The sequence below is a fragment of the Streptomyces sp. NPDC003036 genome (genome assembly GCF_040611175.1).
Taxonomy (GTDB): Bacteria; Actinomycetota; Actinomycetes; order Streptomycetales; family Streptomycetaceae; genus Streptomyces.
The window spans coordinates 88,897-111,627 of sequence record NZ_JBEXNO010000014.1; the positions used below are offsets into that span (position 1 = coordinate 88,897).

The window sequence follows — 22,731 nt, forward strand, 5'->3', positions numbered from 1 at the left end:
TCATGCGTGGTTCATCCGGTTGGCGGTGTGTACGGCGCGCAGCACGGCGGCAGCCTTGTTGCGGCACTCGGTGTCCTCGGCGACCGGGTCGGAGTCGGCGACGACACCGGCGCCGGCCTGGACGTACGCCGTGCCGTCGCGCAGCAGGGCCGTACGGATGGCGATGGCGGTGTCGGAGTCGCCGGCGAAGTCCAGGTAGCCGACGCAGCCGCCGTACAGTCCGCGCCGGGAGGGCTCCAGCTCCTCGATGATCTGCATGGCGCGGGGCTTGGGCGCGCCGGACAGGGTCCCGGCGGGGAAGCAGGCGGTCAGCACGTCGAAGGCGGTGCGGCCCTCGGCGACGCGGCCGGTGACGGTGGAGACGATGTGCATGACGTGCGAGTACCGCTCGATCGACATGAAGTCGACGACCTCGACGGAGCCCGGTTCGCACACGCGGCCCAGGTCGTTGCGGCCGAGGTCGACGAGCATGAGGTGCTCGGCGCGCTCCTTGGGGTCGGCGATGAGCTCCTCGGCGAGCGCCTGGTCCTCCTGGGGGGTCGCCCCGCGCGGGCGCGTACCGGCGATGGGGTGCACCATCGCGCGGCCGTCCTCCACCTTGACCAGCGCTTCGGGGCTGGACCCGACGACGTCGAAGCCGTCGAAGCGGAAGAGGTACATGTACGGGGACGGGTTGGTCGCCCGCAGCACCCGGTAGACGTCCAGGGCGCGGGCCGTACAGGGCGTCTCGAACCGCTGCGAGGGCACCACCTGGAAGGCCTCGCCCGCGCGGATGCGCTCCTTGATGTCCTCGACGGCGTCCTGGTAGGCCTTTCCGCCCCAGAGGGCGGTGTACGGCGGCAGCTCGGAGGGCGGCAGGGCGGCGGGTTCCGTCGCCAGCGGCTTGGCGAGGTCGGCGGCCATGGCGTCGAGGCGGGCGACGGCGTCCGCGTACGCCTCGTCGACGCCGGTGTCGAGGTCGTTGTGGTTGATCGCGTTGGCGATCAGCAGGACGGTGCCGTCCCAGTGGTCGAGGACGGCGAGGTCCGAGGTGAGCAGCATGGTGAGCTCGGGCAGCCGCAGGTCGTCGCGGCCGTGCTCGCCGATGCGCTCCAGGCGGCGCACGGTGTCGTAGCCGAGGTAGCCGACCATGCCGCCGGTGAAGGGCGGGAGCCCGGCGGCGAGGTCGCGCGGAGTGTGCAGCGCCTCGACGGTGGCGCGCAGCGCCTCCAGCGGGTCGCCGTCGAGGGGGACGCCGACGGGCGGGGTGCCGAGCCAGTGGGCCTGTCCGTCGCGCGCGGTGAGTGTGGCGGCGCTGCGGACGCCGATGAAGGAGTACCGCGACCAGGAGCGTCCGTTCTCGGCGGACTCCAGGAGGAAGGTCCCGGGGCGCTCGGCGGCGAGCTTGCGGTAGAGCCCGACCGGGGTGTCGCCGTCCACGAGCAGGCGGCGGCTGACGGGGATGACGCGGCGGTCGGCCGCCAGCTTGCGGAAGGTCTCGAGATCCATGGCGGCAGGCCCTATTCGGCGAGGGGGAGGACGTCGGCGTCGAAGCAGGTGCGGGCCCCGGTGTGGCAGGCGGCGCCCACCTGGTCGACCTTGACCAGGACGGTGTCGGCGTCGCAGTCCAGGGCGACGGACTTGACGTGCTGGACGTGACCGGAGGTGTCGCCCTTGACCCAGTACTCGCGGCGGCTGCGGGACCAGTAGGTGCAGCGGCCGGTGGTGAGGGTGCGGTGCAGGGCCTCGTCGTCCATCCAGCCGAGCATGAGCACCTCGCCGGTGTCGTACTGCTGGGCGATGGCCGGGACCAGCCCGTCGGGGCTGCGCTTGAGACGGGCGGCGATGGCCGGGTCAAGGTTGCTGGTCATGTCGCCATTGTGCCGTGGTCCCGGGGCCTGCCCGGGGGGACGTCCACTGGGCGGACCGGGCCGTGCCGCCGTACGCTGGCGCCCATGTCGACCCATGCCAAGCGTGAACGCCTTCTGCTCGCCGACCTTTTGGAAGCGGCGGGCCCGGATGCCCTGACCCTGTGCGAGGGGTGGAAAACCCGGGATCTGGCGGCCCACGTGGTGGTGCGCGAGCGCCGCCCCGACGCCGCGGCGGGGATCCTGATCGGGCCGCTGCGCGCCCGCCTGGAGCAGGTGCAGGCGGAGTACGCCTCGAAGCCGTACGACGAGCTGATCCAGCTGATCCGTACGGGACCACCGCGGATGTCCCCGTACGCGATCAAGCAGGTCGACGAGGGCGCCAACACGGTCGAGTTCTACGTCCACGCCGAGGACGTGCGGCGGGCGCAGCCGGACTGGACGCCGCGCGAGCTGGACCCGGTCTTCGCGGACGCGCTGTGGTCGCGCCTGGAGAAGGGGGCGCGCATGCTGTGCCGCAAGGTGCCGGTGGGTCTGGTGCTGCGCCGCCCGAACGGCCAGACGACGGTGGGGCGCCGAGGCACCCCGGTGGTCACGGTGACCGGGGAGCCGGGCGAGCTGACGATGTTCGCGTTCGGCCGGCAGGACGCGGCGCGCGTGGAGGTCGAGGGCGACAAGGAGGCCGTGGAGCGGCTGCACGGGGCCAAGCAGCTGGGCCTCTGAAGGCTCTGACCTGCGGCGACGGCGCGCGACCGGCCATTGTCAGTGGTGGCGGGCATCATCGGACGTACGCAGCTCATCCCGGCGGACCCCGGAGGCGGACGATGATCAGGATCGCGATGACCAGCGTGTACGTCGACGACGAGGAGAAGGCGCACGCCTTCTACACCGGCGTGCTCGGCTTCGAGACGAGAACGGACCTGGACCTGGGCGGGGCGCGCTTCATCACGGTCGCCGCGCCCGGCCAGGACGTGGAGCTGCTGCTGGAGCCCGGGGACAGCCCGATCGCGGAGCAGTACCGGAAGGGGCTGCGCGAGGCCGGGCTGCCGTGTCTGGTGCTCTCGGTGGATGACCTGCGGGCGGAGCACGAGCGGCTGAGCGGCCTGGGTGTGCGGTTCACGCAGGCGCCCACGGAGCAGGGCCCGGTGGTGACGGCCGTGCTGGACGACACCGTCGGCAACCTCATACAGCTGGCCCAGCGGACGGCCTGAGCCGTCCGCCGGGCGCCGCTCGCCGTTGCCGCGTCAGCGGACCGGGTGGCCGGCCTCGCGCAGGGTGTCCTTGACCTGGGAGATCCGCAGGTCGCCGAAGTGGAACACCGACGCCGCCAGCACCGCGTCCGCGCCCGCGTCGATGGCGGGCGGGAAGTCGGCGAGCTTGCCGGCGCCGCCGGAGGCGATCACCGGGACCGTGACGTGCTTGCGCACGGCGGCGATCATCTCGGTGTCGTAGCCGTCCTTGGTGCCGTCCGCGTCCATCGAGTTGAGCAGGATCTCGCCCGCGCCCAGCTCGGCGGCCCGGTGGGCCCACTCGACGGCGTCGAAGCCGGTGCCGCGGCGGCCGCCGTGCGTGGTGACCTCGAAGGTGCCCTGGGGGGTGCGGCGGGCGTCGACGGACAGGACCAGCACCTGGCGGCCGAAGCGCTCGGCGATCTCCTGGATCAGCTCCGGGCGGGCGATGGCCGCGGTGTTGACGCCGACCTTGTCGGCACCGGCGCGCAGCAGCTTGTCGACGTCGTCGGCGCTGCGGACGCCGCCGCCGACGGTCAGCGGGATGAAGACCTGCTCGGCGGTGCGGCGCACCACGTCGTAGGTGGTCTCCCGGTTGCCGGACGACGCGGTGATGTCGAGGAAGGTCAGCTCGTCGGCGCCCTCGGCGTCGTACAGCTTGGCCATCTCGACGGGGTCGCCCGCGTCGCGAAGGTTCTGGAAGTTGACGCCCTTGACGACCCGGCCGTTGTCGACGTCCAGGCAGGGGATGACTCGGACCGCGAGGGTCATGAGGGCTGCGCTCCTCGCTCTGTTCCTCGGTACGCCTCGACCTCGACCTCGACGACCAGGCTCGGGTCGACGAACCCTTGGACGATGATCATCGACGCGGCGGGGCGGACGGCGTCGAACAGCTCCTTGTGCGCGCGCCCCACCTCCTCCACATCGCGGGCGTGGGTGATGTACATGCGTGTCCGGACGACGTCCGCCACGCCCAGGTCCAGCTGCTTCAGCGCGCTCAGGGCGACGTTGAAGGAGTTGACCGCCTGCTCGTACGGGCCGCCTGCGGCGATCTCGCCGTCGACGATGGACGTGCAGCCGGAGACCAGGACCAGGCCGTTCGGCAGCTCCACGGCGCGGGAGTAGCCGAACTGCTCCTCCCAGGGCGCGCCGGTGACGACCTTGCGTACGGAGCCGCTGCGTGCGGAATCGGTCATTCGGCCACCGCCGCGACGGCCGCCAGGGCCTCCTCCAGGGTGAACGCCTTGGCGTACAGCGCCTTGCCGACGATCGCGCCCTCGACGCCCTCGGGGACGAGCGCGGCGATGGCGCGCAGGTCGTCCAGCGAGGAGACGCCGCCGGAGGCGACGACCGGCTTGTCGGTGGCGGCGCAGACGTTGCGCAGCAGCTCCAGGTTGGGGCCCTGGAGGGTGCCGTCCTTGGCGATGTCGGTGACCACGTAGCGGGAGCAGCCCTCGGAGTCGAGACGGGCCAGCGTCTCGTACAGGTCGCCGCCGTCGCGGGTCCAGCCGCGGCCGCGCAGCGTCGTGCCGCGGACGTCCAGGCCGACCGCGATCTTGTCGCCGTGCTCGGCGATGACCTTGGCGACCCACTCGGGGGTCTCCAGGGCGGCGGTGCCCAGGTTGACCCGGGTGCAGCCGGTGGCGAGCGCGGCGGCGAGCGAGGCGTCGTCGCGGATGCCGCCGGAGAGCTCCACCTTGATGTCCATGGCCTTGGCCACCTCGGCGATCAGCTGCCGGTTGTCACCGGTGCCGAACGCGGCGTCGAGGTCGACGAGATGGAGCCACTCGGCGCCCGCCCGCTGCCAGGTCAGGGCCGCCTCCAGGGGAGAGCCGTACGACGTCTCCGTGCCGGACTCGCCATGGACGAGCCGTACGGCCTGGCCGTCCCGGACGTCGACGGCGGGGAGGAGTTCGAGCTTGCTCATCTCAGCGGGTCCTAGATCCTTCGGAGGGGTCAAAAGGCGGGGTGGGTCAGAAGGTGCTGAGCCAGTTGGTCAGCAGCTGGGCGCCGGCGTCGCCGGACTTCTCGGGGTGGAACTGCGTCGCCCACAGCGCGCCGTTCTCGACGGCCGCCACGAACCGCTCGCCGTGCGTGGACCAGGTGACCCGGGGCGCGCGCATCGCGGGGTTCGTGATCTCCAGGTCCCAGTCGTGCACGGCGTAGGAGTGCACGAAGTAGAACCGGGCGTCGGCGTCGAGGCCGGCGAAGAGCTCGCTGTCCTCGGGCGCGTCGACGGTGTTCCAGCCCATGTGGGGCACGATCGGGGCCTGGAGCGGGCCGACCGTGCCGGGCCACTCGTCGAGGCCCTCGGTCTCCACGCCGTGCTCGATGCCCCGCGCGAAGAGGATCTGCATGCCGACGCAGATGCCCATCACGGGGCGGCCGCCGGAGAGCCGGCGCTCCACGATCCAGTCGCCGCGGGCCTCCTTGAGCCCCGCCATGCAGGCGGCGAAGGCGCCCACGCCGGGGACGAGCAGCCCGTCGGCGTTCATGGCCTTGTCGTAGTCGCGGGTGATCTCGACGTCGGCGCCGACGCGGGCGAGGGCCCGCTCGGCGGAGCGGACGTTGCCGAACCCGTAGTCGAAGACCACGACGTTGCGTGCAGTCATTCCCAGATCCCCTGAATCCGCAGGACGCCGGCGACCAGGCACATCACCGAGGCGATGGCCAGCAGGACGATGAGCCCCTTGGGCATCTTCTGCTTGGCGAAGGAGTACACGCCGCCGGCCAGGAAGAGGCCGACGACGATGAGGATGGTCGAAAGACCCGTCACAGCGCGCCCTTCGTGGAGGGCAGGATCCCGGCGGCGCGCGGGTCCCGCTCGGAGGCGTAGCGCAGAGCGCGGGCGAGCGCCTTGAACTGGCACTCCACGATGTGGTGGGCGTTGCGGCCGTACGGCACGTGGACGTGCAGCGCGATCTGGGCCTGGGCGACGAACGACTCCAGGATGTGCCGGGTCATGGTCGTGTCGTACGAGCCGATCATCGGCGCCATGTTCTCCGGCTCCGTGTGCACCAGGTAGGGGCGGCCGGACAGGTCGACCGTCACCTGGGCGAGGGACTCGTCCAGGGGCACCGTGCAGTTGCCGAAGCGGTAGATGCCCACCTTGTCGCCGAGCGCCTGCTTGAAGGCGGCGCCGAGCGCGAGGGCGGTGTCCTCGATGGTGTGGTGCGAGTCGATGTGGAGGTCGCCGTCGGTCTTGACGGTGAGGTCGAACAGACCGTGGCGGCCGAGCTGGTCGAGCATGTGGTCGTAGAAGCCGACGCCGGTCGACACGTCGACCTTTCCGGTCCCGTCGAGGTCTATCTCGACGACGACGGACGTCTCCTTGGTGGTGCGCTCGACCCGTCCTACGCGGCTCATGAACTCTGCTCCTTCTTCAGTGCGCGAACCGCATCCAGGAACGCGTCGTTCTCTTCGGGGGTGCCGGCGGTGACCCGCAGCCACCCCGGTACGCCGTTGTCACGGACCAGGACGCCCCGGTCGAGGATCCGCTGCCAGACCGCATGGGCGCCGCCCTCGCCGGTGAACCGTCCGAACTGGACGAAGTTGGCGTCGGACTCGGTGACCTCGTACCCGATGGCGCGCAGCTCGGCGACGAGCCGGTCGCGCTCGGCCTTGAGCTGCTCGACGTACCCCAGCAGCGTATCGGTGTGCTCCAGGGCGGCGAGCGCCGTGGCCTGGGTGACGGCCGACAGGTGGTACGGCAGGCGTACGAGCTGGACGGCGTCGACCACGGCCGGGTGCGCGGCCAGGTAGCCCAGGCGCAGTCCGGCGGCGCCGAACGCCTTGGACATGGTCCGGGAGACCACCAGGTTGGGCCGGCCCTCGATGAGCGGCAGCAGCGAGGGGCGGTGGCTGAACTCCACGTACGCCTCGTCGACGATCACCAGCGACGGCTTGGCGGCCTGCGCGGCCTCGTACAGCGCCAGCACGGTCTCGGCGTCGACGGCGGTGCCCGTGGGGTTGTTGGGCGTGGTGATGAAGACGACGTCGGGGCGGTGCGCGGCGATGGCGGCCTCGGCGGCGTCCACGTCGATGGTGAAGTCGCCCTTGCGCGGTCCGGAGATCCAGCCCGTCCCGGTCCCGCGTGAGATCAGGCCGTGCATGGAGTACGAGGGCTCGAAGCCGATCGCGAGGCGGCCGGGCCCGGCGAAGGTCTGGAGCAGCTGCTGGATGACCTCGTTGGAGCCGTTGGCGGCCCAGACGTTGGCGAGGCCGACCTCGTGTCCGGTGGTACGCGTGAGATAGGCGGCGAGGGCCGTACGAAGCTCGACGGCGTCCCGGTCGGGGTAGCGGTTGAGCGTACGGGCCGCCTCCCGGACGCGCTCGGCGATGCGCTCGACGAGCGGCTCGGGCAGCGGGTACGGGTTCTCGTTGGTGTTGAGGCGTACGGGCACGTCGAGCTGGGGCGCGCCGTACGGGGACTTGCCGCGCAGCTCGTCGCGGATGGGCAGGTCGTCGATGCCGATGTTCTCGCCGGTCACTGCTGCGGCACCTTCCATCCGAACCGGGCCTTGATGGCCGCGCCGTGCGCGGGCAGGTCTTCCGCCTCGGCGAGGGTCACCACGTGGTGGGCGACCTCGGCGAGCGCGTCGCGGGTGTAGTCCACGATGTGGATGCCGCGCAGGAAGGACTGGACGGACAGGCCCGAGGAGTGGCAGGCGCAGCCGCCGGTGGGCAGCACGTGGTTGGAGCCCGCGCAGTAGTCGCCGAGCGAGACCGGCGCCCACGGGCCGACGAAGATCGCACCCGCGTTGCGGACGCGGTCCGCGACGGCGGCGGCGTCGGCGGTCTGGATCTCCAGGTGCTCGGCGCCGTACGCGTCGACCACGCGCAGGCCCTCCTCCAGGCCGTCGACCAGCACGATCGCGGACTGGCGGCCGCGCAGGGCGGGCAGGATCCGGTCCTCGACGTGCCGGGTGGCCGCGACCTGCGGCTCCAGCTCCTTCTCGACGGCCTCGGCGAGGTCGACGGAGTCGGTGACGAGGACGGCGGCGGCGAGCGGGTCGTGCTCGGCCTGGCTGATCAGGTCGGAGGCGATGTGCACCGGGTCGGCGGTGTCGTCGGCGAGGACGGCGATCTCGGTCGGGCCGGCCTCGGTGTCGATGCCGATCCGGCCGGTGAAGTACCGCTTGGCGGCGGCGACCCAGATGTTGCCGGGGCCGGTGACCATGTTGGCGGGGGCGCAGGACTCGGTGCCGTAGGCGAACATGGCGACGGCCTGGGCGCCGCCCACGGCGTACACCTCGTCGACGCCGAGGAGGGCGCAGGCGGCGAGGATCGTCGGGTGCGGCAGACCGCCGTGCTCCCGCTGCGGCGGGGAGGCGAGGGCGATGGACTCGACGCCCGCCTCCTGCGCCGGTACGGCGTTCATGATCACGGACGAGGGATAGACGGAGCGGCCGCCCGGCGCGTACAGCCCGACGCGCTCGACCGGAACCCACTTCTCGGTCACGGTGCCGCCGGGCACGACCTGGGTGGTGTGCGGGCTGCGGCGCTGCTCGCGGTGGACGATCCGGGCGCGGCGGATCGACTCCTCCAGACCGGCGCGGACGGCCGGGTCCAGCTCCTCCAGCGCGCGCGTGAGCGCGGCGGCCGGGACGCGGACCTGGTCGAGGACCACACCGTCGAACTTCTCCGCGTAGTCGATCAGCGCCGCGTCCCCGCGATGATGCACGGCCTCGCAGATCGGCCGCACCTTCTCCAGGGCGGCTTCCACGTCGAACTCGGCACGGGGCAGCAGGTCGCGCAGGGCGCCGCCCGTCGGGAGGGCGTCGCCACGCAGATCGATTCGTGAGATCACAGGTCAATTCTCTCAGACGGCGTCGCACGGCCGGACGTCCGTATCACTGGCTGATACACGCCGCAGTGGCGTCTTGTCGTCACAGCTGACCGTTAGCGTTCGGTCCGTCACACAGAGGGAAGAACAACCGTACGAACAGGGGAAGCGGAGGGGGCGGCAGTGACCGAGCCGCACGACGACGACGTACCGGGTGACCTCAGCCCGAGCGAGCTGGGCATGTGGCAGGCGTTCCGGATCGGCGCGACCTACGACCTGTCCGTGGGCAACGCGGTGCTGGACGATCCGTTCTCGCCGCGCGCCTGGCCGCCCGAGCGCAGCGTACGCGCCCGGGTGGTCGCGCTGCTGCTCCTGGACGGGCCGCCGGCGCTGGCGGGGCGGGTGTCGGCGCTGAAGCTGCGCGGGGTGCAGATCACCGGGACGCTGGACCTGGCGGGCGGCACGGTCTCCCCGTACGTGGAGCTGCACGGCTGCCGGTTCGAGAACGAGGTGGTGCTGCCGGAGTGCCGGTTCGGCACGCTGCGCATGGTCGGGTGCGCGATACCGAGGCTGGAGGCGGCCCGGCTGCACACGGAGGGCGATCTGCACCTGCCGCGCTGCCGGGTGGAGCGCGGCATCCGGCTCACGGACGCCCAGATCGGCACGGACCTGCTGATCAACCAGATCCATGTCGGGCCGGACCGGAGCGGGCGGGCGATCGTCGCGGACGGCATGTCGGTCGCCCAGGACCTCCAGGCGGAGCTGATCGAGACGTACGGCGAGCTCTCGCTGCGCGGCGCGAAGATCGGCGTGTCGCTGAACCTGCGGGGCAGCAGGCTGCGCGGCGCGGAGGGCCGGCGGGCACTGAACGCACCGCAGCTGAGCGTGGAGCGCACGCTCTACATGACGTACGCCTGGGTGAGCGACACGGGGAACGTGGCGGGGACGACGCCCCCGGGCGGGCTGGCCAACTTCAACACGCCGATGCGCGGCGCCCGTATACAGCCGTTCGAGTGCCGGGGCGGGGTGCGGCTGGACGACGGGCGTTTCGGTGACGCGGTCGACTTCCACCACGCGCGTTTCCTGCTGTCGTCGGAGCGGAAGGAGGAGCTGTCGCTGCGCCGGATCGTCACCCCGGAGCTGCGGTTCAACCCCGAGCGCCCGGAGGAGGGCCGGGTCGTGCTGAACGGCGCGAAGGTCGTCACGCTGATCGACCTGTCCACCAGCTGGCCGGGGCCGGGCGGCCTGGCGATGGGCGGTTTCGTGTACGAGAACCTCGTGCCGTACGGACACTTCCCGCTCGCCCGGCGCCTGGAGTGGGTGGCGGCGGCGACCCCCGAGTACGCGCCGGAACCGTACGAACGGCTCGCGGCGGTGCTGCGCAACAGCGGGGAGGACGCGGACGCCCGCGAGGTGCTGCTGGCCAAGCAGCGCAGGCGGCGCGAGACCCTGCCGCTGGCGGCGAAGCTGTGGGGGTACCTCCAGGACTGGACGGTGGCGTACGGGTACCGGCCGGGCCGGGCGGCGCTGTGGATGGCGGTGCTGTGGGCGGCGGGGGCGCTGGCCTTCGCGCAGTGCGACCCCGCCGCCATCAAGAGGGACGAGCACCCGGAGTGGAACGCCGCGCTGTACGCGCTGGACCTGCTGCTTCCGGTGATCAACCTCGGGCAGGATGGGTACTGGCGCCTGCAGGGCATATGGCAGTGGGCGTCGGCCGTGCTGATCCTCCTGGGGTGGGTGCTCGCGACGACGGTCGCGGCGGGTGCCTCGCGGCTGCTGCGGCGGAGCTGAACGGCTCTCCGGCCTCCGCACCGGCGTGCGACCAGCGGGTCCCGATTCGCCGCCGGGACACCGCTTTCTTTACGGTCTCTTGACATTCGGCGGTGCAACCATTCCGCCCCTACCAAAGCTTCACAGCAGGCCCCTGGCGCGGTCTCCACCTGCGTTTTTCAATGGTCCGCACCATGTCATTGCTCCGTGCCCTGCTCAGCACCGCCCGCGCGGGACGGCGCGGCCCGCAGACCGCCGACGGGCTGCCGCCGGACCACGCGGTGCTGCTCGACGCGCCGGACGAGCGGCTCGGCCCGGCACTGGTCGCCGCCGCCCTGGGGGACCACACGCCGGCCGCCGCGCTGCTGGCCGCCACCCGCGAGGCGGCCGAGTGGGAGAGCCGCGACCGGTACGTGGTGCGGCTGGCCGCGTTCGCGCGCAGCCGCGACGAGTGGCTGGCCGGCTGGCTGGCGCGCGCACCGCACGATCCGGACGCGCTCCTGGTCCACGCCGAGCTCGAGATCCGCAGGGCGTGGGCCTCCCCGGCGCGCGCCGAGCGGCTGCGGGAGCTCGGGCCGCTGATCGGCGCGGCGGCGGAGGCGGCGCCGCGCGACCCGGTGCCGTGGCGACTGGCGCTGGACCACGCGCGCGGCACCCACGCCACGCACACGGCGTTCGAGTCGCTGTGGGAGCAGGCCGTGCGCCGCTCCGCGCACCACTACGGCTGCCATGTCGCCGCGCTCACGTACCTGTCGGTCCAGCGGCGCGGCGCGCACCGCGAGTGCTTCCACTTCGCCGAGCAGGCCGCGGCCGACGCGCTGCCCGGCTCGCTGATAAGAGCGCTGCCGGTGCGGGCGGCGTTCACGCAGCTGACGGCCGGCGGCGCCGGTTCCGTACAGGCGGACCGGATCGACGCGGCGGCGGACCTGGCGATCGAGCTGTCCGCGCGGTACGAGGCGGGCGACCCTTGGCCGGCGGAGGTGCGCAACGTCCTCGCGTACGTGCTGGTCGGGCGGGCCCGGTGGGCGGCGGCTCTGGAGCAGTTCCGGCTGATCGGGCCGCACGCGACGTCGTTTCCGTGGTCCTCGGCCGGGGAGGATCCGCTGGGCCGGTTCCTCGACGCGCGCGCCGGTGTGCGCCGCGAAGTGGGGCGCGCGGGACGCGCGGCGGTCCCGCTGCGCGGACGGGCCGGTCGGGGCCGTACGGGCGGCCATTACGCTTAGCCGCTGTGACCACCGCTCGCCTGCCTCTCTTTCCGCTGAACGCGGTGCTGTTCCCCGGCCTCGTGCTGCCGCTCAACGTCTTCGAGGAGCGTTATCGCGCCATGATGCGCGAGCTGCTGAAGACCGACGAGGACGAACCGCGCCGCTTCGCCGTCGTCGCCATCCGCGACGGGCGCGAGGTCGCGCCGACCGCGCCCGGCCTGCCCGATCAGACCGCGCTGCCGGAGAAGGGGCCCGCCGCCGGCTTCGGCGCGGACCCGATCCAGGCGTTCCACCGGGTCGGCTGCATCGCGGACGCGGCGACCATCCGGGAGCGGGCGGACGGCAGCTTCGAAGTGCTCGCGACCGGTACGAAGCGCGTGAAGCTGCTGTCGGTCGACGCGAGCGGGCCGTTCCTCACGGCCGAGCTGGAGGAACTGGAGGAGGTGCGCGGCGAGGGCGCCGGCGCGCTCGCCGAGGGCGTACTGCGCGCCTTCCGCGCGTACCAGAAGCGGCTCGCCGGGGCGCGCGAGCGGTCACTGGCGACAGGTGTGGAGCTGCCCGACGAGCCGTCGGTCGTCTCGTACCTGGTCGCCGCGGCGGCGGTGCTGGACACCCCCGCCAAGCAGCGGCTGCTCCAGGCGCCCGACACGGCGACCCGGCTGCGGGAGGAGCTGCGCCTGCTGCGCGCGGAGACGGCGGTCCTGCGCCACCTGCCGTCGCTTCCGGCGGTCGACCTGACCCGCACTCCCACGAGCCCCAACTGACGCGAGACTGACGCGAGGAGCACCGCAGGTGGCGAAGAAGTCGAAGAAGCAGGCGGGAGGCACCCCGGCGACGGTGGCGCTCACCGCGGCGGGCACGCCGTTCACGCTGCACGCGTACGACCACGACCCGGCGTCCCCGTCGTACGGCGAGGAGGCCGCCGAAGCGCTCGGCGTGTCGCCGGAGCGCGTCTTCAAGACGCTGGTCGCCGACGTGGACGGGGAGCTGACGGTCGCGGTCGTGCCCGTGGCCGGGCAGCTCGACCTCAAGGCCCTCGCGGCGGCGGTGGGCGGCAAGCGCGCGGCGATGGCCGACCCCGCGGCGGCCGAACGCACCACGGGCTACGTCCGCGGCGGCATCTCCCCGCTCGGCCAGCGCAAGCGGCTGCGTACGGTCCTGGACGCCTCGGCCTCCGCGCACGCCACGATCTGCGTATCGGCGGGCCGCCGCGGCCTGGAGGTGGAGCTGGCGCCCTCGGACCTCGCCGCCCTCACGGACGCGGTCCTCGCACCCATCGGCCGCGGGTAGCGGCAGGCCGCGCGGGCCTCCGCGTCAGGACGCGGCGTCCTTGGGGGGTGTGGGGCCGTAGGCGCCGTCCCACCCCGAGGAGGGGTACGGGTCCGGGTACGGGTAGGGCTCCGGGTCCCGGGGCATGAAGAGGGCCGCCAGGGCCAGGTGGACGAGCATGGCGGCGACCGGCCACGCCAGCAGCGCCCCGTGCGCGTTGAGCTCCAGCGGCGCGTCGAACGTGACGCCCGGGCCCACCGCGCGGGCATGCGCCACCACGTCGTGCGTGGGGCCCAGGAGCGTACCGACGCCCCAGCCGAGCAGGGAGCCCAGCAGGCCCCCCAGGGCGAGACCGACGACGACCGCGATGCCGCCGTGCCGGCGCGTGAACCAGAACACCGCCGCTGCGCTCAGGGCCCCGAAAACCAGCCCGAGCAGCGTGAAGGTGCCGTCGGCGCCGACCGCGCCCTCGCCCTCCGTGTCCTTGACGAAGACCGCCTTGCCGTCCGAGACCAGCCCGATCCGCGGCGCCAGCCACAGCCACAGCAGCCCCAGCGCCACGCCCGCGAGCATCACGCAGGCCGTCACCAGGGCGCCCTGCCGTACTTCGGCGGCCATGTCCGGCGCGCCGTCCGCCCGCTGCGACCGCTCGGCGCGCTTGGTGGCGGCGGAGGGGTACGGCGGCGGCCAGGCGGGGTCCTGCGGCGACGGCTGGTGAGGCGGCGTAGGAGGCGTAGGAGGCGTCAACGGTGCGGTCACCCTGCCATCGTGCCAGGCGCCCGCCGGGGCCGCCTCATCGGACCGCCGCCCGCCGGTACGCCCACGTCGCGGCGGTCAGCGACAGCACGCCGACCACCGCGCAGACCGCCAGGTCCACCGCGACCGCCGCCCAGTCGGGACGGGCGTCGAACGTACGGGCGAGCGCCTCCACCCCGTACGTGGACGGCAGCAGGTCCCGCGCCCATCCGATCGGCTCCGGCAGCCGGGCGGCCGGCAGCACGCCCAGCAGCAGGGCCGCCGACATCCCGAGCTGGCCCAGCAGCGTGGCGAGTTCCTGCCGCGGCGCGAGCAGCCCGAGCGCCGCGCCGAGTCCGGCGAGCGCGGCCCCGGCGAGCGGCACGACCGCCGCCAGGATCCACAGATGGGTCAGGGGCAGCTGGAACAGCACGGAGCCGACCACCGCGGTCACCACCGTCCCGGGCACGGTGAAGGAGGCGTACGCCCCGGCCGCGCCCAGCACCACCGCGGCGGGCGGCACCGGCAGCGTGGCGTAGTGGTCGAGCCCGCCGCTCGCCCGCAGCTGCCCGAAGTACTGGGCGAGCAGGTTCAGCGCGACGAAGGCCACCACGAGCACCGACGACCCGGCGACCACGGCCCGCGCCTCGGCACCGCCGTCGACGACACCGCGCATCAGGACCATGATCCCGATGGACTGGAAGGTCGCCACGAAGAGAAGGGGGATGCGGGCCACCCGGGCCCGCGACAGCTGCGCGCGGTAGACGGCGCCCAGCGCGGGCAGCAGCCGCGCCCGCGGCGCGAGCGGCGCGGGCGCGGCGGCCGGCACGGCGTCACCCGGTACGGGGTCGGCGACCGGGGCCGGGCCGACCGCGCCGGGGGATCCCGGCGACAGGGCGGCCCGTGCGGGCACGATGCTCACGTGATGCTCCTGCTTCATGCCTTGACCAGCCCCTTCGCCTCGCCGCCCAGCGCCAGGTACACGTCCTCCAGGCTCGGCGTGGCGAGTGTGAAGTCGTCGAGTGCCGAGAACGCCGCGCCGCCCGTCACCGCCGCGACCGCCGCCCGCGCCTCGTCCGGCGCCAGCCGCAGCACCCACCGGCGCCCCGACTCCTGCGCGGACGCCCGCAGCGCGGCGACCTCGGGCACGTCGAGCGGCGCCCGTTCGCGCCACACCAGCTCCACCCGTACGTCACCGGCCACCCGCTCCTTGAGCCCGGCGGGGGTGTCGCAGGCGATGACCCGGCCGCGTTCCAGGACGGCGACCCGGTCCAGTACGGTCTCGGCCTCGATGACGTTGTGGGTGACGAGGACGACGGTGGTGCCGTGCTCGGCGCGGCGCCGGTCGACGGCGGCCCACACGGCGCGCCGCGCGACCGGGTCCATGCCGGTGGTCGGCTCGTCGAGGATCAGCAGGGGCCGTCGCCCGACGAGCGCGGTGGCGAAGCAGGCGAGCCGCCGCTGGCCGCCGGAGAGCCGCTTGAGGGGCCGCCCGGCAAGCTCCGTCAGGCCCAGCTCGTCGAGCACGGCGTCCCGCTCCTTGCGCGCGTCCCGCGCCGCGAGGCCACGCAGCCGCCCGGTCGTCTCGGCGGCGAGCGCGACGGTCAGCTCGTCGAGCGCGGTGGACTCCTGCCCCAGGTAGCCGATCAGACGCGCCGCCCGCTCCGGGTGGCGTACGAGGTCGTGGCCGAGCACCTCGACGGTGCCGGAGTCGGGCCGCATCAGTCCGGTCAGCTGGCGCACGAGGGTGGACTTGCCGGCGCCGTTCGGGCCGAGCAGGCCGAAGATCTCGCCGCTGTGGACCGCCATGGTGATTCCGTCGGTGGCGCGCACCTCGGGCGTCGCGGGGGTCCCTCTTCTGGCGCGCGCGGCGGGGTACGTCTTGACCAGCTCCCGCACCACGCACACCGTACTCACGAGGGATGAGCCTAAAGGGTCGGGCGGCCCTATTCCCCCACGGGGGCGTGTTCGGCGGCCGCCCGTACGTCGATCTCGCGCCAGAAGCCGGCCCTGATCGCGTACCGGTCGTGCTCGTCGATCTGGTCGTCCTTGTGGGCGAGCAGCCCGAACCGCGCCGCGTACCGCAGCAGTTCTCCGTCGATGCGGTGCGGGATGCGCGGGTACATGCTGGACAGTTTCTCGACGTGGCTCTGGTCGGGGAGGCGTTCCATCCAGCGCCGCGCGAAGACCTGGCCGACCTCGAAGGGGTCGCCGCCGACGGTGGTGATGTCCTCCTCGCGGTCGGCCCAGCGCTGCTCGGCGCTGGTCAGCTGGGCGAGCGTGGGCAGCGACGCGGTCTCGGGCGGCTCGCCGATCTGGCCGCCGGGGCGGTCGACCCAGCCGCGGTCGGAGGACCAGCGCAGGGTGGCGTTGGCCGGCTGCGGGCTGGGGGGGGGCGTCTGGGGGTGGGCCGGTCCGCGCAGGCCGGCCAGGTCCTTCGGGGTCGGCACCGCCCTGCCGTTGCCGGAGCCGGACGGGGCGGCGGAGCCGTTGCCGTTGGCGGCGGCGCTCGGCGCGGGGGCCGGGGCGGGCGCCGCCGGGGTCGGGTTCCCGTTGCGCACGGCGGCGGCCGCGGAGGCCGCGGCCTCGGCGGCGGCGAGGGCCGACTCGGGCAGGGGCGCGGAGAGGATGGCGGCGATCTCGGGACGCGGTGCGGGCGGCGGGGCGCACACGCCGCCCAGCTCCTTGGCCCGTACGGCGCGGGTGATCCACGCGCGGTCGAGGACGCGCCGCTCGTCGGCCTCGGCGACGAGGTCCTCGGACTGGTTGTAGTCGCCGTCGGCGGCCTGGACGGCCCAGAGGTGGACGGCGACGCCGTGCTCCTTCGCCGACATCAGGCCGGGCAGCAGGTCCCCGTCGCCGGTGACCAGCACCACGTCGGAGCAGGCGCGGTTGCGGGCGAGTTCGGTGAGCTCGGCGTGCATCGCGGCGTCGACGCCCTTCTGCGCCCAGCGCCCGTCGCTGCGGGTCAGGGCGCCGAGCCGGACGGTGACCCGGGGCATGACGCGCAGCCGGCGGTGTTCAGGCTGGGGGACGCGGTCGGGGGCGCCGTCGAACCAGTAGATCCGCAGCAGGGGCTGGGCCGTGTCGCTCTCGGCGCGTTCGCGCAGTCCCTGGATGAGGGCGGCGTGGTCGACGGTGATCCGGGAGCGGGCCGGTTCCCCGGCGAGGAGGCTGGCGGCGGCGCCCAGTAGGTAGCCGGCGTCCACCAGGACGACGCAGCGGTCCACGTGTTCCACCCTCTTTCGGGAACCTCGGGATCGGAAGTTGCTTCGGTCTCTTCGGGTGTGCGGGTGCTTCGGGTGCTTCGGGTCGTGCGGGTGCGGCAGGTCGTGCGGGTGCTGCGGGTTTCCGGGTACGTCGGGTCTTCGGATACGTCGGGTTCTTCGAGTTCTTCGAGTCTGCCCGACTGCCGGAGGGTTAACGGCCGGAACTGGATCACCGGCGTGGCGGATCACCCTACGCGCCCCGCGCGACTCCCGACTACGGTCCGCAATGATCCAAAATGCGCGGTTTTTACGCGTGTGTGAGTCTGAACGCGGCCCTGGCCCCTACACCCCACGGAGGCATCACCATGGCCAAGAACCGGAAGCAGGACCGCAGTCAGAAGCAGCCCGCCGCCGCCGAGCGCGGCGCACCGCAGGGCGCCGGTACGACGGCGGTGGAGGCCGAGCCGCGCATGGCCCCCGTCACCCCGGCCGACGTCGCCCACAAGGGCCGGCGGAAGCGGTTCGGCCACAACTAGCGCCGGCGCGTGAACTGCCGGAAGGGGCGCGCCCGTGACGACGGGCGCGCCCCTTCAGCCTGTGTACGGCGTGGTCAGCCGGCCAGGCAGGACGGGCCGAGCAGCACCTTGAGGTCACCGAAGAGCGCCGGATCCGGCTGGACGCGGTGCCGGTCGAGCCGGAGCACGGTGGTCTTCCGCGGCCCCTGGAGCTTGATCCGCACCTCGGTGTTGCCCTTGTGGTGGGAGAGGATCTCGCCGAGGCGGCTGATCATCGGCGGGGTCACCTTGACCGTGGGGATGGTGACGACGACGGGCGCGTTGGTGCCGGCCGAGGAGAGGTCGGGGACCATCAGCTCCATGGCGACCAGCCGGGGCACGTCCTCGCGCTTGTCCAGGCGGCCCTTGACGAAGACGACGGTGTCCTCGACCAGCTGCGTGGACACCAGCTGGTACGTCGCCGGGAAGAACATGCACTCGATGGAGCCGGCCAGGTCCTCGACGGTGGCGATGGCCCAGGCGTTGCCCTGCTTGGTCATCTTGCGCTGCAGCCCGGAGATGATGCCGCCGATGGTGACGACCGCGCCGTCGGCGTGCTCGCCGCCCGTGAGCTGGGCGATCGCGGCGTCGGCCTTGTCGGACAGGACGTGCTCGATGCCGAAGAGCGGGTGGTCGGAGACGTACAGGCCGAGCATCTCGCGCTCCTGGGCGAGCAGGTAGGACTTCTCCCACTCGATGTCGGAGAACTCCACGTCGAGGCCGAAGCCGGGCTCGCTGCTGTCCTCCTCGCCCATGCCGCCGAAGAGGTCGAACTGCCCCTCGGCCTCCTTGCGCTTGACCGCCACCACGTTGTCGATCATCGACTCGTGGTGGGCCACCAGGCTCTTGCGGGTGTGGCCCATGGTGTCGAAGGCGCCGGCCTTGATGAGCGACTCGATGGTGCGCTTGTTGCAGACGACCACCTCGACCTTGTCGAGGAAGTCGGGGAAGGAGCTGTACTTCCCCTTCGACTTGCGGCACTTGATGATCGACTCGACGACGTTCGTACCGACGTTCCGCACCGCGGAGAGTCCGAAGAGGATGACGTCGTCACCCTGGGCGGCGAAGTTCGCCTCCGACTCGTTGACGTTCGGCGGGAGCACCTTGATGCCCATGCGGCGGCACTCGTTCAGATAGACGGCGGACTTGTCCTTGTCGTCCTTGACCGAGGTGAGCAGCGCCGCCATGTACTCGGCGGGGTGGTTGGCCTTGAGGTACGCGGTCCAGTACGAGACGAGTCCGTACGCGGCGGAGTGCGCCTTGTTGAAGGCGTAGCCGGCGAAGGGGACCAGCACGTCCCACAGGGCCTGGATGGCCTCGTCGCTGTAGCCGTTCTTCTTGGCGCCGGCCTGGAAGATGGTGAAGTTCTTCGCCAGCTCCTCGGGCTTCTTCTTGCCCATCACGCGGCGGAGGATGTCGGCCTCGCCGAGTGAGTACCCGGCGATGATCTGGGCGGCCTTCTGCACCTGCTCCTGGTAGACGATCAGGCCGTAGGTGACGCCGAGGACCTCCTTGAGCGGCTCCTCCAGCTCGGGGTGGATCGGGGTGATCTCCTGCTGGCCGTTCTTGCGCAGGGCGTAGTTCGTGTGCGAGTTCATGCCCATCGGGCCCGGCCGGTAGAGGGCCGAGACGGCGGAGATGTCCTCGAAGTTGTCGGGCTTCATCAGCCGCAGCAGCGACCGCATGGGGCCGCCGTCGAACTGGAAGACGCCGAGGGTGTCGCCGCGCTGGAGCAGCTCGAAGGTCGTGGGGTCGTCGAGCGGGAGGCTCAGGAGATCGATGTCGATCCCCTTGTTGGCCTTCACCATCTTGACGGCGTCGTCCATGATCGTGAGGTTGCGCAGGCCCAGGAAGTCCATCTTCAGCAGGCCGAGCGACTCACAGCTCGGGTAGTCCCACTGCGTGATGGTGACGCCGTCGGTGTGCCTCACCCAGACGGGGACGTGGTCGGTGATGGTCTCGCTGGACATGATCACGCCGGCGGCGTGCACGCCCATCTGCCGCACCAGGCCCTCGACGCCGCGCGCGGTGTCGATGACCTTCTTCACGTCCGGTTCGTTCTCGTACATCGCCCGGACCTCGCCCGCCTCCGAGTAGCGGGGGTGGGAGGGGTCGGTGATGCCGGAGAGCGGGATGCCCTTGCCGAGGACGTCGGCGGGCATGGCCTTGGTGATGCGGTCGCCCATGGCGTACGGGTAGCCGAGGACGCGCGCGGAGTCCTTGATGGCGTTCTTGGCCTTGATGGTGCCGTACGTGCCGATCATGGCGACCTTGTCGGCGCCGTACTTCTCGGTCACGTACCTGATCACCTCGACGCGCCGGCGCTCGTCGAAGTCGATGTCGACATCGGGCATGGAGACGCGCTCGGGGTTGAGGAAGCGCTCGAAGATCAGGCCGTGCGGGATCGGGTCGAGGTCGGTGATGCCGAGCGCGTACGCCACGATCGAGCCGGCCGCGGAGCCTCGGCCGGGGCCGACCGCGATGCCCTGGTTCTTGGCCCACATGATGAAGTCGGCGACGACGAGGAAGTACCCCGGGAAGCCCATCTGGATGATGACGTCCATCTCGTAGTCCGCCTGGCGCTGGCGGTCCTCGGGGATGCCGTCGGGGTAGCGGCGGTGCATGCCGCGCTTGACTTCCTCCTTGAACCACGTCACCTCGGTGTGGCCCTCGGGGATGTCGAACTTCGGCATGAGGTCGCGCTTCTCGAACATGCCGGTGGTGTCGACCTGCTCGGCGACCAGGAGGGTGTTGCGGCACCCCTCCTGCCAGGCGTCCGAGGAGTCGATGGCGTACATCTCCTCCGTGGACTTCAGGTAGTAGCCGGTGCCGTCGAACTTGAAGCGGTCCGGGTCGGAGAGGTTCTTGCCGGTCTGGATGCACAGCAGCGCGTCGTGGGCGCCGGCCTCGTGGGCGTACGTGTAGTGCGAGTCGTTGGTGACCAGCGGCGGGATGCCGAGCTTCTTGCCGATCTCCAGCAGGCCGTCGCGTACGCGGCGCTCGATCTCGATGCCGTGGTCCATCAGCTCCAGGAAGTACCGGCCCTTGCCGAAGATGTCCTGGTACTCGGAGGCGGCCTTCAGGGCCTCGTCGAACTGGCCGAGGCGCAGCCGGGTCTGGACCTCACCGGAGGGGCATCCGGTGGAGGCGATCAGGCCCTCGGACCACTGCGCGATGGTCTCCTTGTCCATACGCGGCCACTTCTGGAGCCAGCCCTCCTTGTACGCGTCCGAGGAGAGCCGGAACAGATTGTGCAGGCCGGTGTTGTTCGCCGCCCAGATCGTCTTGTGGGTGTAACCACCGGAACCGGAGACGTCGTCCCGCTTCTGGTGCGGCTGGCCCCACAGGACCTTGCGCTTGTTGCGCCGCGACTCGGGGGCGACGTACGCCTCGATGCCGATGATCGGCGTGACGCCCGCCTTCTGGGCCGAGTGGAAGAAGTCGTACGCCCCGTGGAGGTTGCCGTGATCGGACATGGCGATGTGCGTCATGCCCATCTCGTTGCAGGCGTTGAACATGTCCTTGAGCCGCGCGGCACCGTCCAGCAGGGAGTACTGGGTGTGCACGTGAAGGTGCGTGAACGGCGGCTTCGACACGGCTGCGGCCTCCGGGGCGTCGGGGATGGGGGACAGCTCGGAAGTCTACGTGGGCCCAGTGACAGTGGAGGGGCACTCGGGGGTGCGGTCGCGCGTTGAGACGGACGGAACACCTGTCCGTTTTGTCATGTACGAAGCCAAGGGGCGCGCCCGCGCGCCCCGCCCGTACGTCCGCACCAGGAGGCACCCCGCGATGTCGGTCCCCCAGCCCACCGCCGAGGAGCGCGGTGAGCAGATCCTCTCCGTCTTCGGCACCGCCTTCGGCGAGCTCCTGGCCGCCGACCCGGCGGCCTTCCGGGTCAAGTTCCGGAAGATGGCCGCCTCGGCCTTCGCCTTCTACCGGGGCACGGCCTGCCTCTTCTACGCCGACCTGGAGCAGGAGCAGCAGGGCGGCCCGTACCTGGACGAGCGCACGGGCCGGGTGTGGATCCACGGCGATCTGCACGCCGAGAACTTCGGCACGTACATGGACGCCAACGGCCGGCTGATCTTCAACGTCAACGACTTCGACGAGGCGTACGTCGGCCCCTTCACCTGGGACCTGAAGCGGCTGTCCGCCTCCCTGGCGCTGATCGGCTACACCAAGGCGCTCAGCGACCGGCAGATCACCGAACTGGTGCGGATCTACGCCGCCGCCTACCGCGAGCGCATCCACGCCCTGGCGGCCGGAGCCCGGCACGAGGACGTGCCGCCCTTCACGCTGGACACGGCCGAGGGCCCACTGCTGGACGCCCTGCGCGACGCGCGCTCGCTGACCCGGTTCGGGCTGCTGGAGTCGATGACCGAGATCCGCGACTTCGAGCGGCGCTTCTCCTCCGGCGCCGGGTCGATCGAGCTGGACGCGGCGACCCGGTACAAGGTGCTGGCGGCGTTCGACGGGTACCTGGAAACGCTGCCCGAGTCGAGCCTGGCCCGGCCGGACTCGTACCGCGTGAAGGACGTGGTGGGGCGGCGCGGCATCGGCATAGGTTCGGCCGGGCTCCCCTCGTACAACATCCTTCTGGAGGGCAACAGCGACGCCCTGGAGAACGATGTCGTGATCTACATGAAGCAGGCCCAGACCCCGGCCGTCTCGCGCCATGTGACCGACCCGGCTGTGCGGGCGTACTTCCACCACGAGGGGCACCGCACGGTCATCTCGCAGCGGGCGCTCCAGGCGCACGCCGACCCGTGGCTGGGCTGGACCGAGCTGGACGGGGCCGGACAGCTGGTGGCGGAGGTCTCGCCGTACGCCGTGGACCTGGACTGGTCGGACATCGACGACCCGGAGGAGATCGCGGCGACGGTCGCGGACCTGGGGCGGGCGACGGCGACCATGCACGCGGCGGCGGACGACGAGAGCGGGCACTCCCTGGTGCCGTTCTCCACGGAGCGGGCGATCGACGCGGCGATCGCGGCGGACGAGGAGGGCTTCGGCGAGCTGCTGGTGGACTTCGCCCACCACTACGGCGCCCGGGCGCGGGCCGACCACCAGATCTTCGTCGACCTGTTCCGCAACGGCCGCATCCCGGGGCTTTAGGGATTCCCGGTCC

Annotated in this window: 23 protein-coding genes; 8 read left to right on the forward strand and 15 right to left on the reverse strand. The window is 72.1% G+C overall.

The window, feature by feature from the left end; genetic code table 11:
• Both ABZX67_RS13120 and hisI read right to left on the reverse strand, forming a co-directional pair.
• The gene (locus ABZX67_RS13120) at window positions 1–1,488 is read right to left on the reverse strand and encodes an anthranilate synthase component I (protein ID WP_355358356.1); all 1,488 of its coding nucleotides are present in this window, start codon (window positions 1,486–1,488) and stop codon (window positions 1–3) included.
• Window positions 1,489–1,499: 11 nt separating this feature from the next.
• Window positions 1,500–1,850, reverse strand: a complete 351-nt coding sequence (hisI, locus tag ABZX67_RS13125) for a phosphoribosyl-AMP cyclohydrolase (RefSeq protein WP_355358359.1) — start codon at window positions 1,848–1,850, stop codon at window positions 1,500–1,502.
• Window positions 1,851–1,934: 84 nt separating this feature from the next.
• Between hisI and ABZX67_RS13130 the strand changes: the two genes are divergently transcribed.
• Together ABZX67_RS13130 and ABZX67_RS13135 are read left to right on the forward strand one after the other, a co-directional pair.
• Window positions 1,935–2,570, forward strand: a complete 636-nt coding sequence (locus tag ABZX67_RS13130; protein ID WP_355358362.1) for a TIGR03085 family metal-binding protein — start codon at window positions 1,935–1,937, stop codon at window positions 2,568–2,570.
• A gap of 101 nt (window positions 2,571–2,671) precedes the next feature.
• Window positions 2,672–3,058 carry a VOC family protein gene (locus tag ABZX67_RS13135; RefSeq protein ID WP_355358365.1) on the forward strand — a complete coding sequence of 129 codons (387 nt, stop codon included), beginning with the start codon at window positions 2,672–2,674 and terminating at the stop codon, window positions 3,056–3,058.
• A 33-nt stretch (window positions 3,059–3,091) separates the two neighbouring features.
• On the opposite strand, the gene hisF is transcribed toward ABZX67_RS13135, so the two are convergent.
• From hisF to hisD, 8 genes are read right to left on the reverse strand one after another with little or no spacing between them, the layout of a single operon-like run.
• Window positions 3,092–3,847 carry an imidazole glycerol phosphate synthase subunit HisF gene (hisF, locus tag ABZX67_RS13140; protein WP_355358368.1) on the reverse strand — a complete coding sequence of 252 codons (756 nt, stop codon included), beginning with the start codon at window positions 3,845–3,847 and terminating at the stop codon, window positions 3,092–3,094.
• Complete coding sequence (locus ABZX67_RS13145) at window positions 3,844–4,272, reverse strand: RidA family protein (RefSeq protein WP_355358371.1); 429 nt, start codon at window positions 4,270–4,272, stop codon at window positions 3,844–3,846. The genes hisF and ABZX67_RS13145 overlap by 4 nt, the downstream gene beginning before the upstream one ends.
• Complete coding sequence (gene priA / locus ABZX67_RS13150) at window positions 4,269–5,003, reverse strand: bifunctional 1-(5-phosphoribosyl)-5-((5-phosphoribosylamino)methylideneamino)imidazole-4-carboxamide isomerase/phosphoribosylanthranilate isomerase PriA (protein WP_355358373.1); 735 nt, start codon at window positions 5,001–5,003, stop codon at window positions 4,269–4,271. Before priA ends, ABZX67_RS13145 begins: the two co-directional genes overlap by 4 nt.
• A gap of 46 nt (window positions 5,004–5,049) precedes the next feature.
• The gene (hisH, locus tag ABZX67_RS13155) at window positions 5,050–5,688 is read right to left on the reverse strand and encodes an imidazole glycerol phosphate synthase subunit HisH (RefSeq protein ID WP_355358375.1); all 639 of its coding nucleotides are present in this window, start codon (window positions 5,686–5,688) and stop codon (window positions 5,050–5,052) included.
• Window positions 5,685–5,852 carry a hypothetical protein gene (locus ABZX67_RS13160; RefSeq protein WP_355358377.1) on the reverse strand — a complete coding sequence of 56 codons (168 nt, stop codon included), beginning with the start codon at window positions 5,850–5,852 and terminating at the stop codon, window positions 5,685–5,687. Before ABZX67_RS13160 ends, hisH begins: the two co-directional genes overlap by 4 nt.
• Window positions 5,849–6,442, reverse strand: coding sequence for an imidazoleglycerol-phosphate dehydratase HisB (hisB, locus tag ABZX67_RS13165; protein ID WP_030492957.1), 594 nt, complete (start codon window positions 6,440–6,442; stop codon window positions 5,849–5,851). Before hisB ends, ABZX67_RS13160 begins: the two co-directional genes overlap by 4 nt.
• Window positions 6,439–7,566 (reverse strand): histidinol-phosphate transaminase, encoded by a 1,128-nt coding sequence (locus ABZX67_RS13170; protein WP_355358381.1) that lies wholly within the window; start codon window positions 7,564–7,566, stop codon window positions 6,439–6,441. The genes hisB and ABZX67_RS13170 overlap by 4 nt, the downstream gene beginning before the upstream one ends.
• On the reverse strand, window positions 7,563–8,885 hold the full coding sequence (hisD, locus tag ABZX67_RS13175) for a histidinol dehydrogenase (RefSeq protein ID WP_355358383.1): 1,323 nt from the start codon (window positions 8,883–8,885) through the stop codon (window positions 7,563–7,565). The genes ABZX67_RS13170 and hisD overlap by 4 nt, the downstream gene beginning before the upstream one ends.
• A gap of 159 nt (window positions 8,886–9,044) precedes the next feature.
• On the opposite strand from hisD, the gene ABZX67_RS13180 reads away from it, so the two are divergent.
• The 4 genes from ABZX67_RS13180 to ybaK all read left to right on the forward strand — a co-directional run bounded on the left by ABZX67_RS13180 (window position 9,045) and on the right by ybaK (window position 13,126).
• Window positions 9,045–10,652, forward strand: a complete 1,608-nt coding sequence (locus ABZX67_RS13180; protein ID WP_355358386.1) for an oxidoreductase — start codon at window positions 9,045–9,047, stop codon at window positions 10,650–10,652.
• 161 nt (window positions 10,653–10,813) lie between these two features.
• A complete protein-coding gene (locus ABZX67_RS13185) occupies window positions 10,814–11,854 on the forward strand; it encodes a hypothetical protein (protein ID WP_355358389.1) in 1,041 nt (346 codons plus the stop codon).
• Between the two features lie 5 nt (window positions 11,855–11,859).
• Window positions 11,860–12,600 (forward strand): LON peptidase substrate-binding domain-containing protein, encoded by a 741-nt coding sequence (locus ABZX67_RS13190; RefSeq protein WP_355358392.1) that lies wholly within the window; start codon window positions 11,860–11,862, stop codon window positions 12,598–12,600.
• 28 nt (window positions 12,601–12,628) lie between these two features.
• The gene (gene ybaK / locus ABZX67_RS13195) at window positions 12,629–13,126 is read left to right on the forward strand and encodes a Cys-tRNA(Pro) deacylase (protein WP_355358395.1); all 498 of its coding nucleotides are present in this window, start codon (window positions 12,629–12,631) and stop codon (window positions 13,124–13,126) included.
• A 24-nt stretch (window positions 13,127–13,150) separates the two neighbouring features.
• Here the strand turns inward: ybaK and ABZX67_RS13200 are convergent, their stop codons facing one another.
• The 4 genes from ABZX67_RS13200 to ABZX67_RS13215 are packed head-to-tail and all read right to left on the reverse strand — an operon-like array spanning window position 13,151 to window position 17,079.
• Entirely contained in the window at window positions 13,151–13,864 is a 714-nt protein-coding gene (locus ABZX67_RS13200; RefSeq protein WP_355358397.1) for a DUF2567 domain-containing protein, read from the reverse strand.
• A gap of 34 nt (window positions 13,865–13,898) precedes the next feature.
• A complete protein-coding gene (locus ABZX67_RS13205; protein ID WP_355358400.1) occupies window positions 13,899–14,780 on the reverse strand; it encodes an ABC transporter permease in 882 nt (293 codons plus the stop codon).
• On the reverse strand, window positions 14,777–15,739 hold the full coding sequence (locus ABZX67_RS13210) for an ABC transporter ATP-binding protein (protein ID WP_355358514.1): 963 nt from the start codon (window positions 15,737–15,739) through the stop codon (window positions 14,777–14,779). The genes ABZX67_RS13205 and ABZX67_RS13210 overlap by 4 nt, the downstream gene beginning before the upstream one ends.
• A 47-nt stretch (window positions 15,740–15,786) precedes the next feature.
• On the reverse strand, window positions 15,787–17,079 hold the full coding sequence (locus ABZX67_RS13215; protein WP_355358403.1) for an NYN domain-containing protein: 1,293 nt from the start codon (window positions 17,077–17,079) through the stop codon (window positions 15,787–15,789).
• 335 nt (window positions 17,080–17,414) lie between these two features.
• Between ABZX67_RS13215 and ABZX67_RS13220 the strand changes: the two genes are divergently transcribed.
• Entirely contained in the window at window positions 17,415–17,585 is a 171-nt protein-coding gene (locus tag ABZX67_RS13220; protein WP_355358405.1) for a hypothetical protein, read from the forward strand.
• A gap of 74 nt (window positions 17,586–17,659) precedes the next feature.
• On the opposite strand, the gene dnaE is transcribed toward ABZX67_RS13220, so the two are convergent.
• The gene (gene dnaE / locus ABZX67_RS13225; protein WP_355358408.1) at window positions 17,660–21,199 is read right to left on the reverse strand and encodes a DNA polymerase III subunit alpha; all 3,540 of its coding nucleotides are present in this window, start codon (window positions 21,197–21,199) and stop codon (window positions 17,660–17,662) included.
• 193 nt (window positions 21,200–21,392) lie between these two features.
• Between dnaE and ABZX67_RS13230 the strand changes: the two genes are divergently transcribed.
• Window positions 21,393–22,718, forward strand: a complete 1,326-nt coding sequence (locus tag ABZX67_RS13230) for a DUF2252 domain-containing protein (protein ID WP_355358517.1) — start codon at window positions 21,393–21,395, stop codon at window positions 22,716–22,718.
• The last annotated feature ends 13 nt before the right edge of the window (window positions 22,719–22,731 follow it).

Excerpts from the sequence above, each read along its gene's own strand:
- ABZX67_RS13120 (WP_355358356.1), bottom strand. The coding sequence starts at position 1,488 with ATGGATCTCGAGACCTTCCGCAAGCTGGCGGCCGACCGCCGCGTCATC.
- hisI (WP_355358359.1), bottom strand. The coding sequence starts at position 1,850 with ATGACCAGCAACCTTGACCCGGCCATCGCCGCCCGTCTCAAGCGCAGC.
- ABZX67_RS13130 (WP_355358362.1), top strand. The coding sequence starts at position 1,935 with ATGTCGACCCATGCCAAGCGTGAACGCCTTCTGCTCGCCGACCTTTTG.
- ABZX67_RS13135 (WP_355358365.1), top strand. The coding sequence starts at position 2,672 with ATGATCAGGATCGCGATGACCAGCGTGTACGTCGACGACGAGGAGAAG.
- hisF (WP_355358368.1), bottom strand. The coding sequence starts at position 3,847 with ATGACCCTCGCGGTCCGAGTCATCCCCTGCCTGGACGTCGACAACGGC.
- ABZX67_RS13145 (WP_355358371.1), bottom strand. The coding sequence starts at position 4,272 with ATGACCGATTCCGCACGCAGCGGCTCCGTACGCAAGGTCGTCACCGGC.
- priA (WP_355358373.1), bottom strand. The coding sequence starts at position 5,003 with ATGAGCAAGCTCGAACTCCTCCCCGCCGTCGACGTCCGGGACGGCCAG.
- hisH (WP_355358375.1), bottom strand. The coding sequence starts at position 5,688 with ATGACTGCACGCAACGTCGTGGTCTTCGACTACGGGTTCGGCAACGTC.
- hisB (WP_030492957.1), bottom strand. The coding sequence starts at position 6,442 with ATGAGCCGCGTAGGACGGGTCGAGCGCACCACCAAGGAGACGTCCGTC.
- ABZX67_RS13185 (WP_355358389.1), top strand. The coding sequence starts at position 10,814 with ATGGTCCGCACCATGTCATTGCTCCGTGCCCTGCTCAGCACCGCCCGC.
- ABZX67_RS13205 (WP_355358400.1), bottom strand. The coding sequence starts at position 14,780 with ATGAAGCAGGAGCATCACGTGAGCATCGTGCCCGCACGGGCCGCCCTG.
- ABZX67_RS13220 (WP_355358405.1), top strand. The coding sequence starts at position 17,415 with ATGGCCAAGAACCGGAAGCAGGACCGCAGTCAGAAGCAGCCCGCCGCC.
- ABZX67_RS13230 (WP_355358517.1), top strand. The coding sequence starts at position 21,393 with ATGTCGGTCCCCCAGCCCACCGCCGAGGAGCGCGGTGAGCAGATCCTC.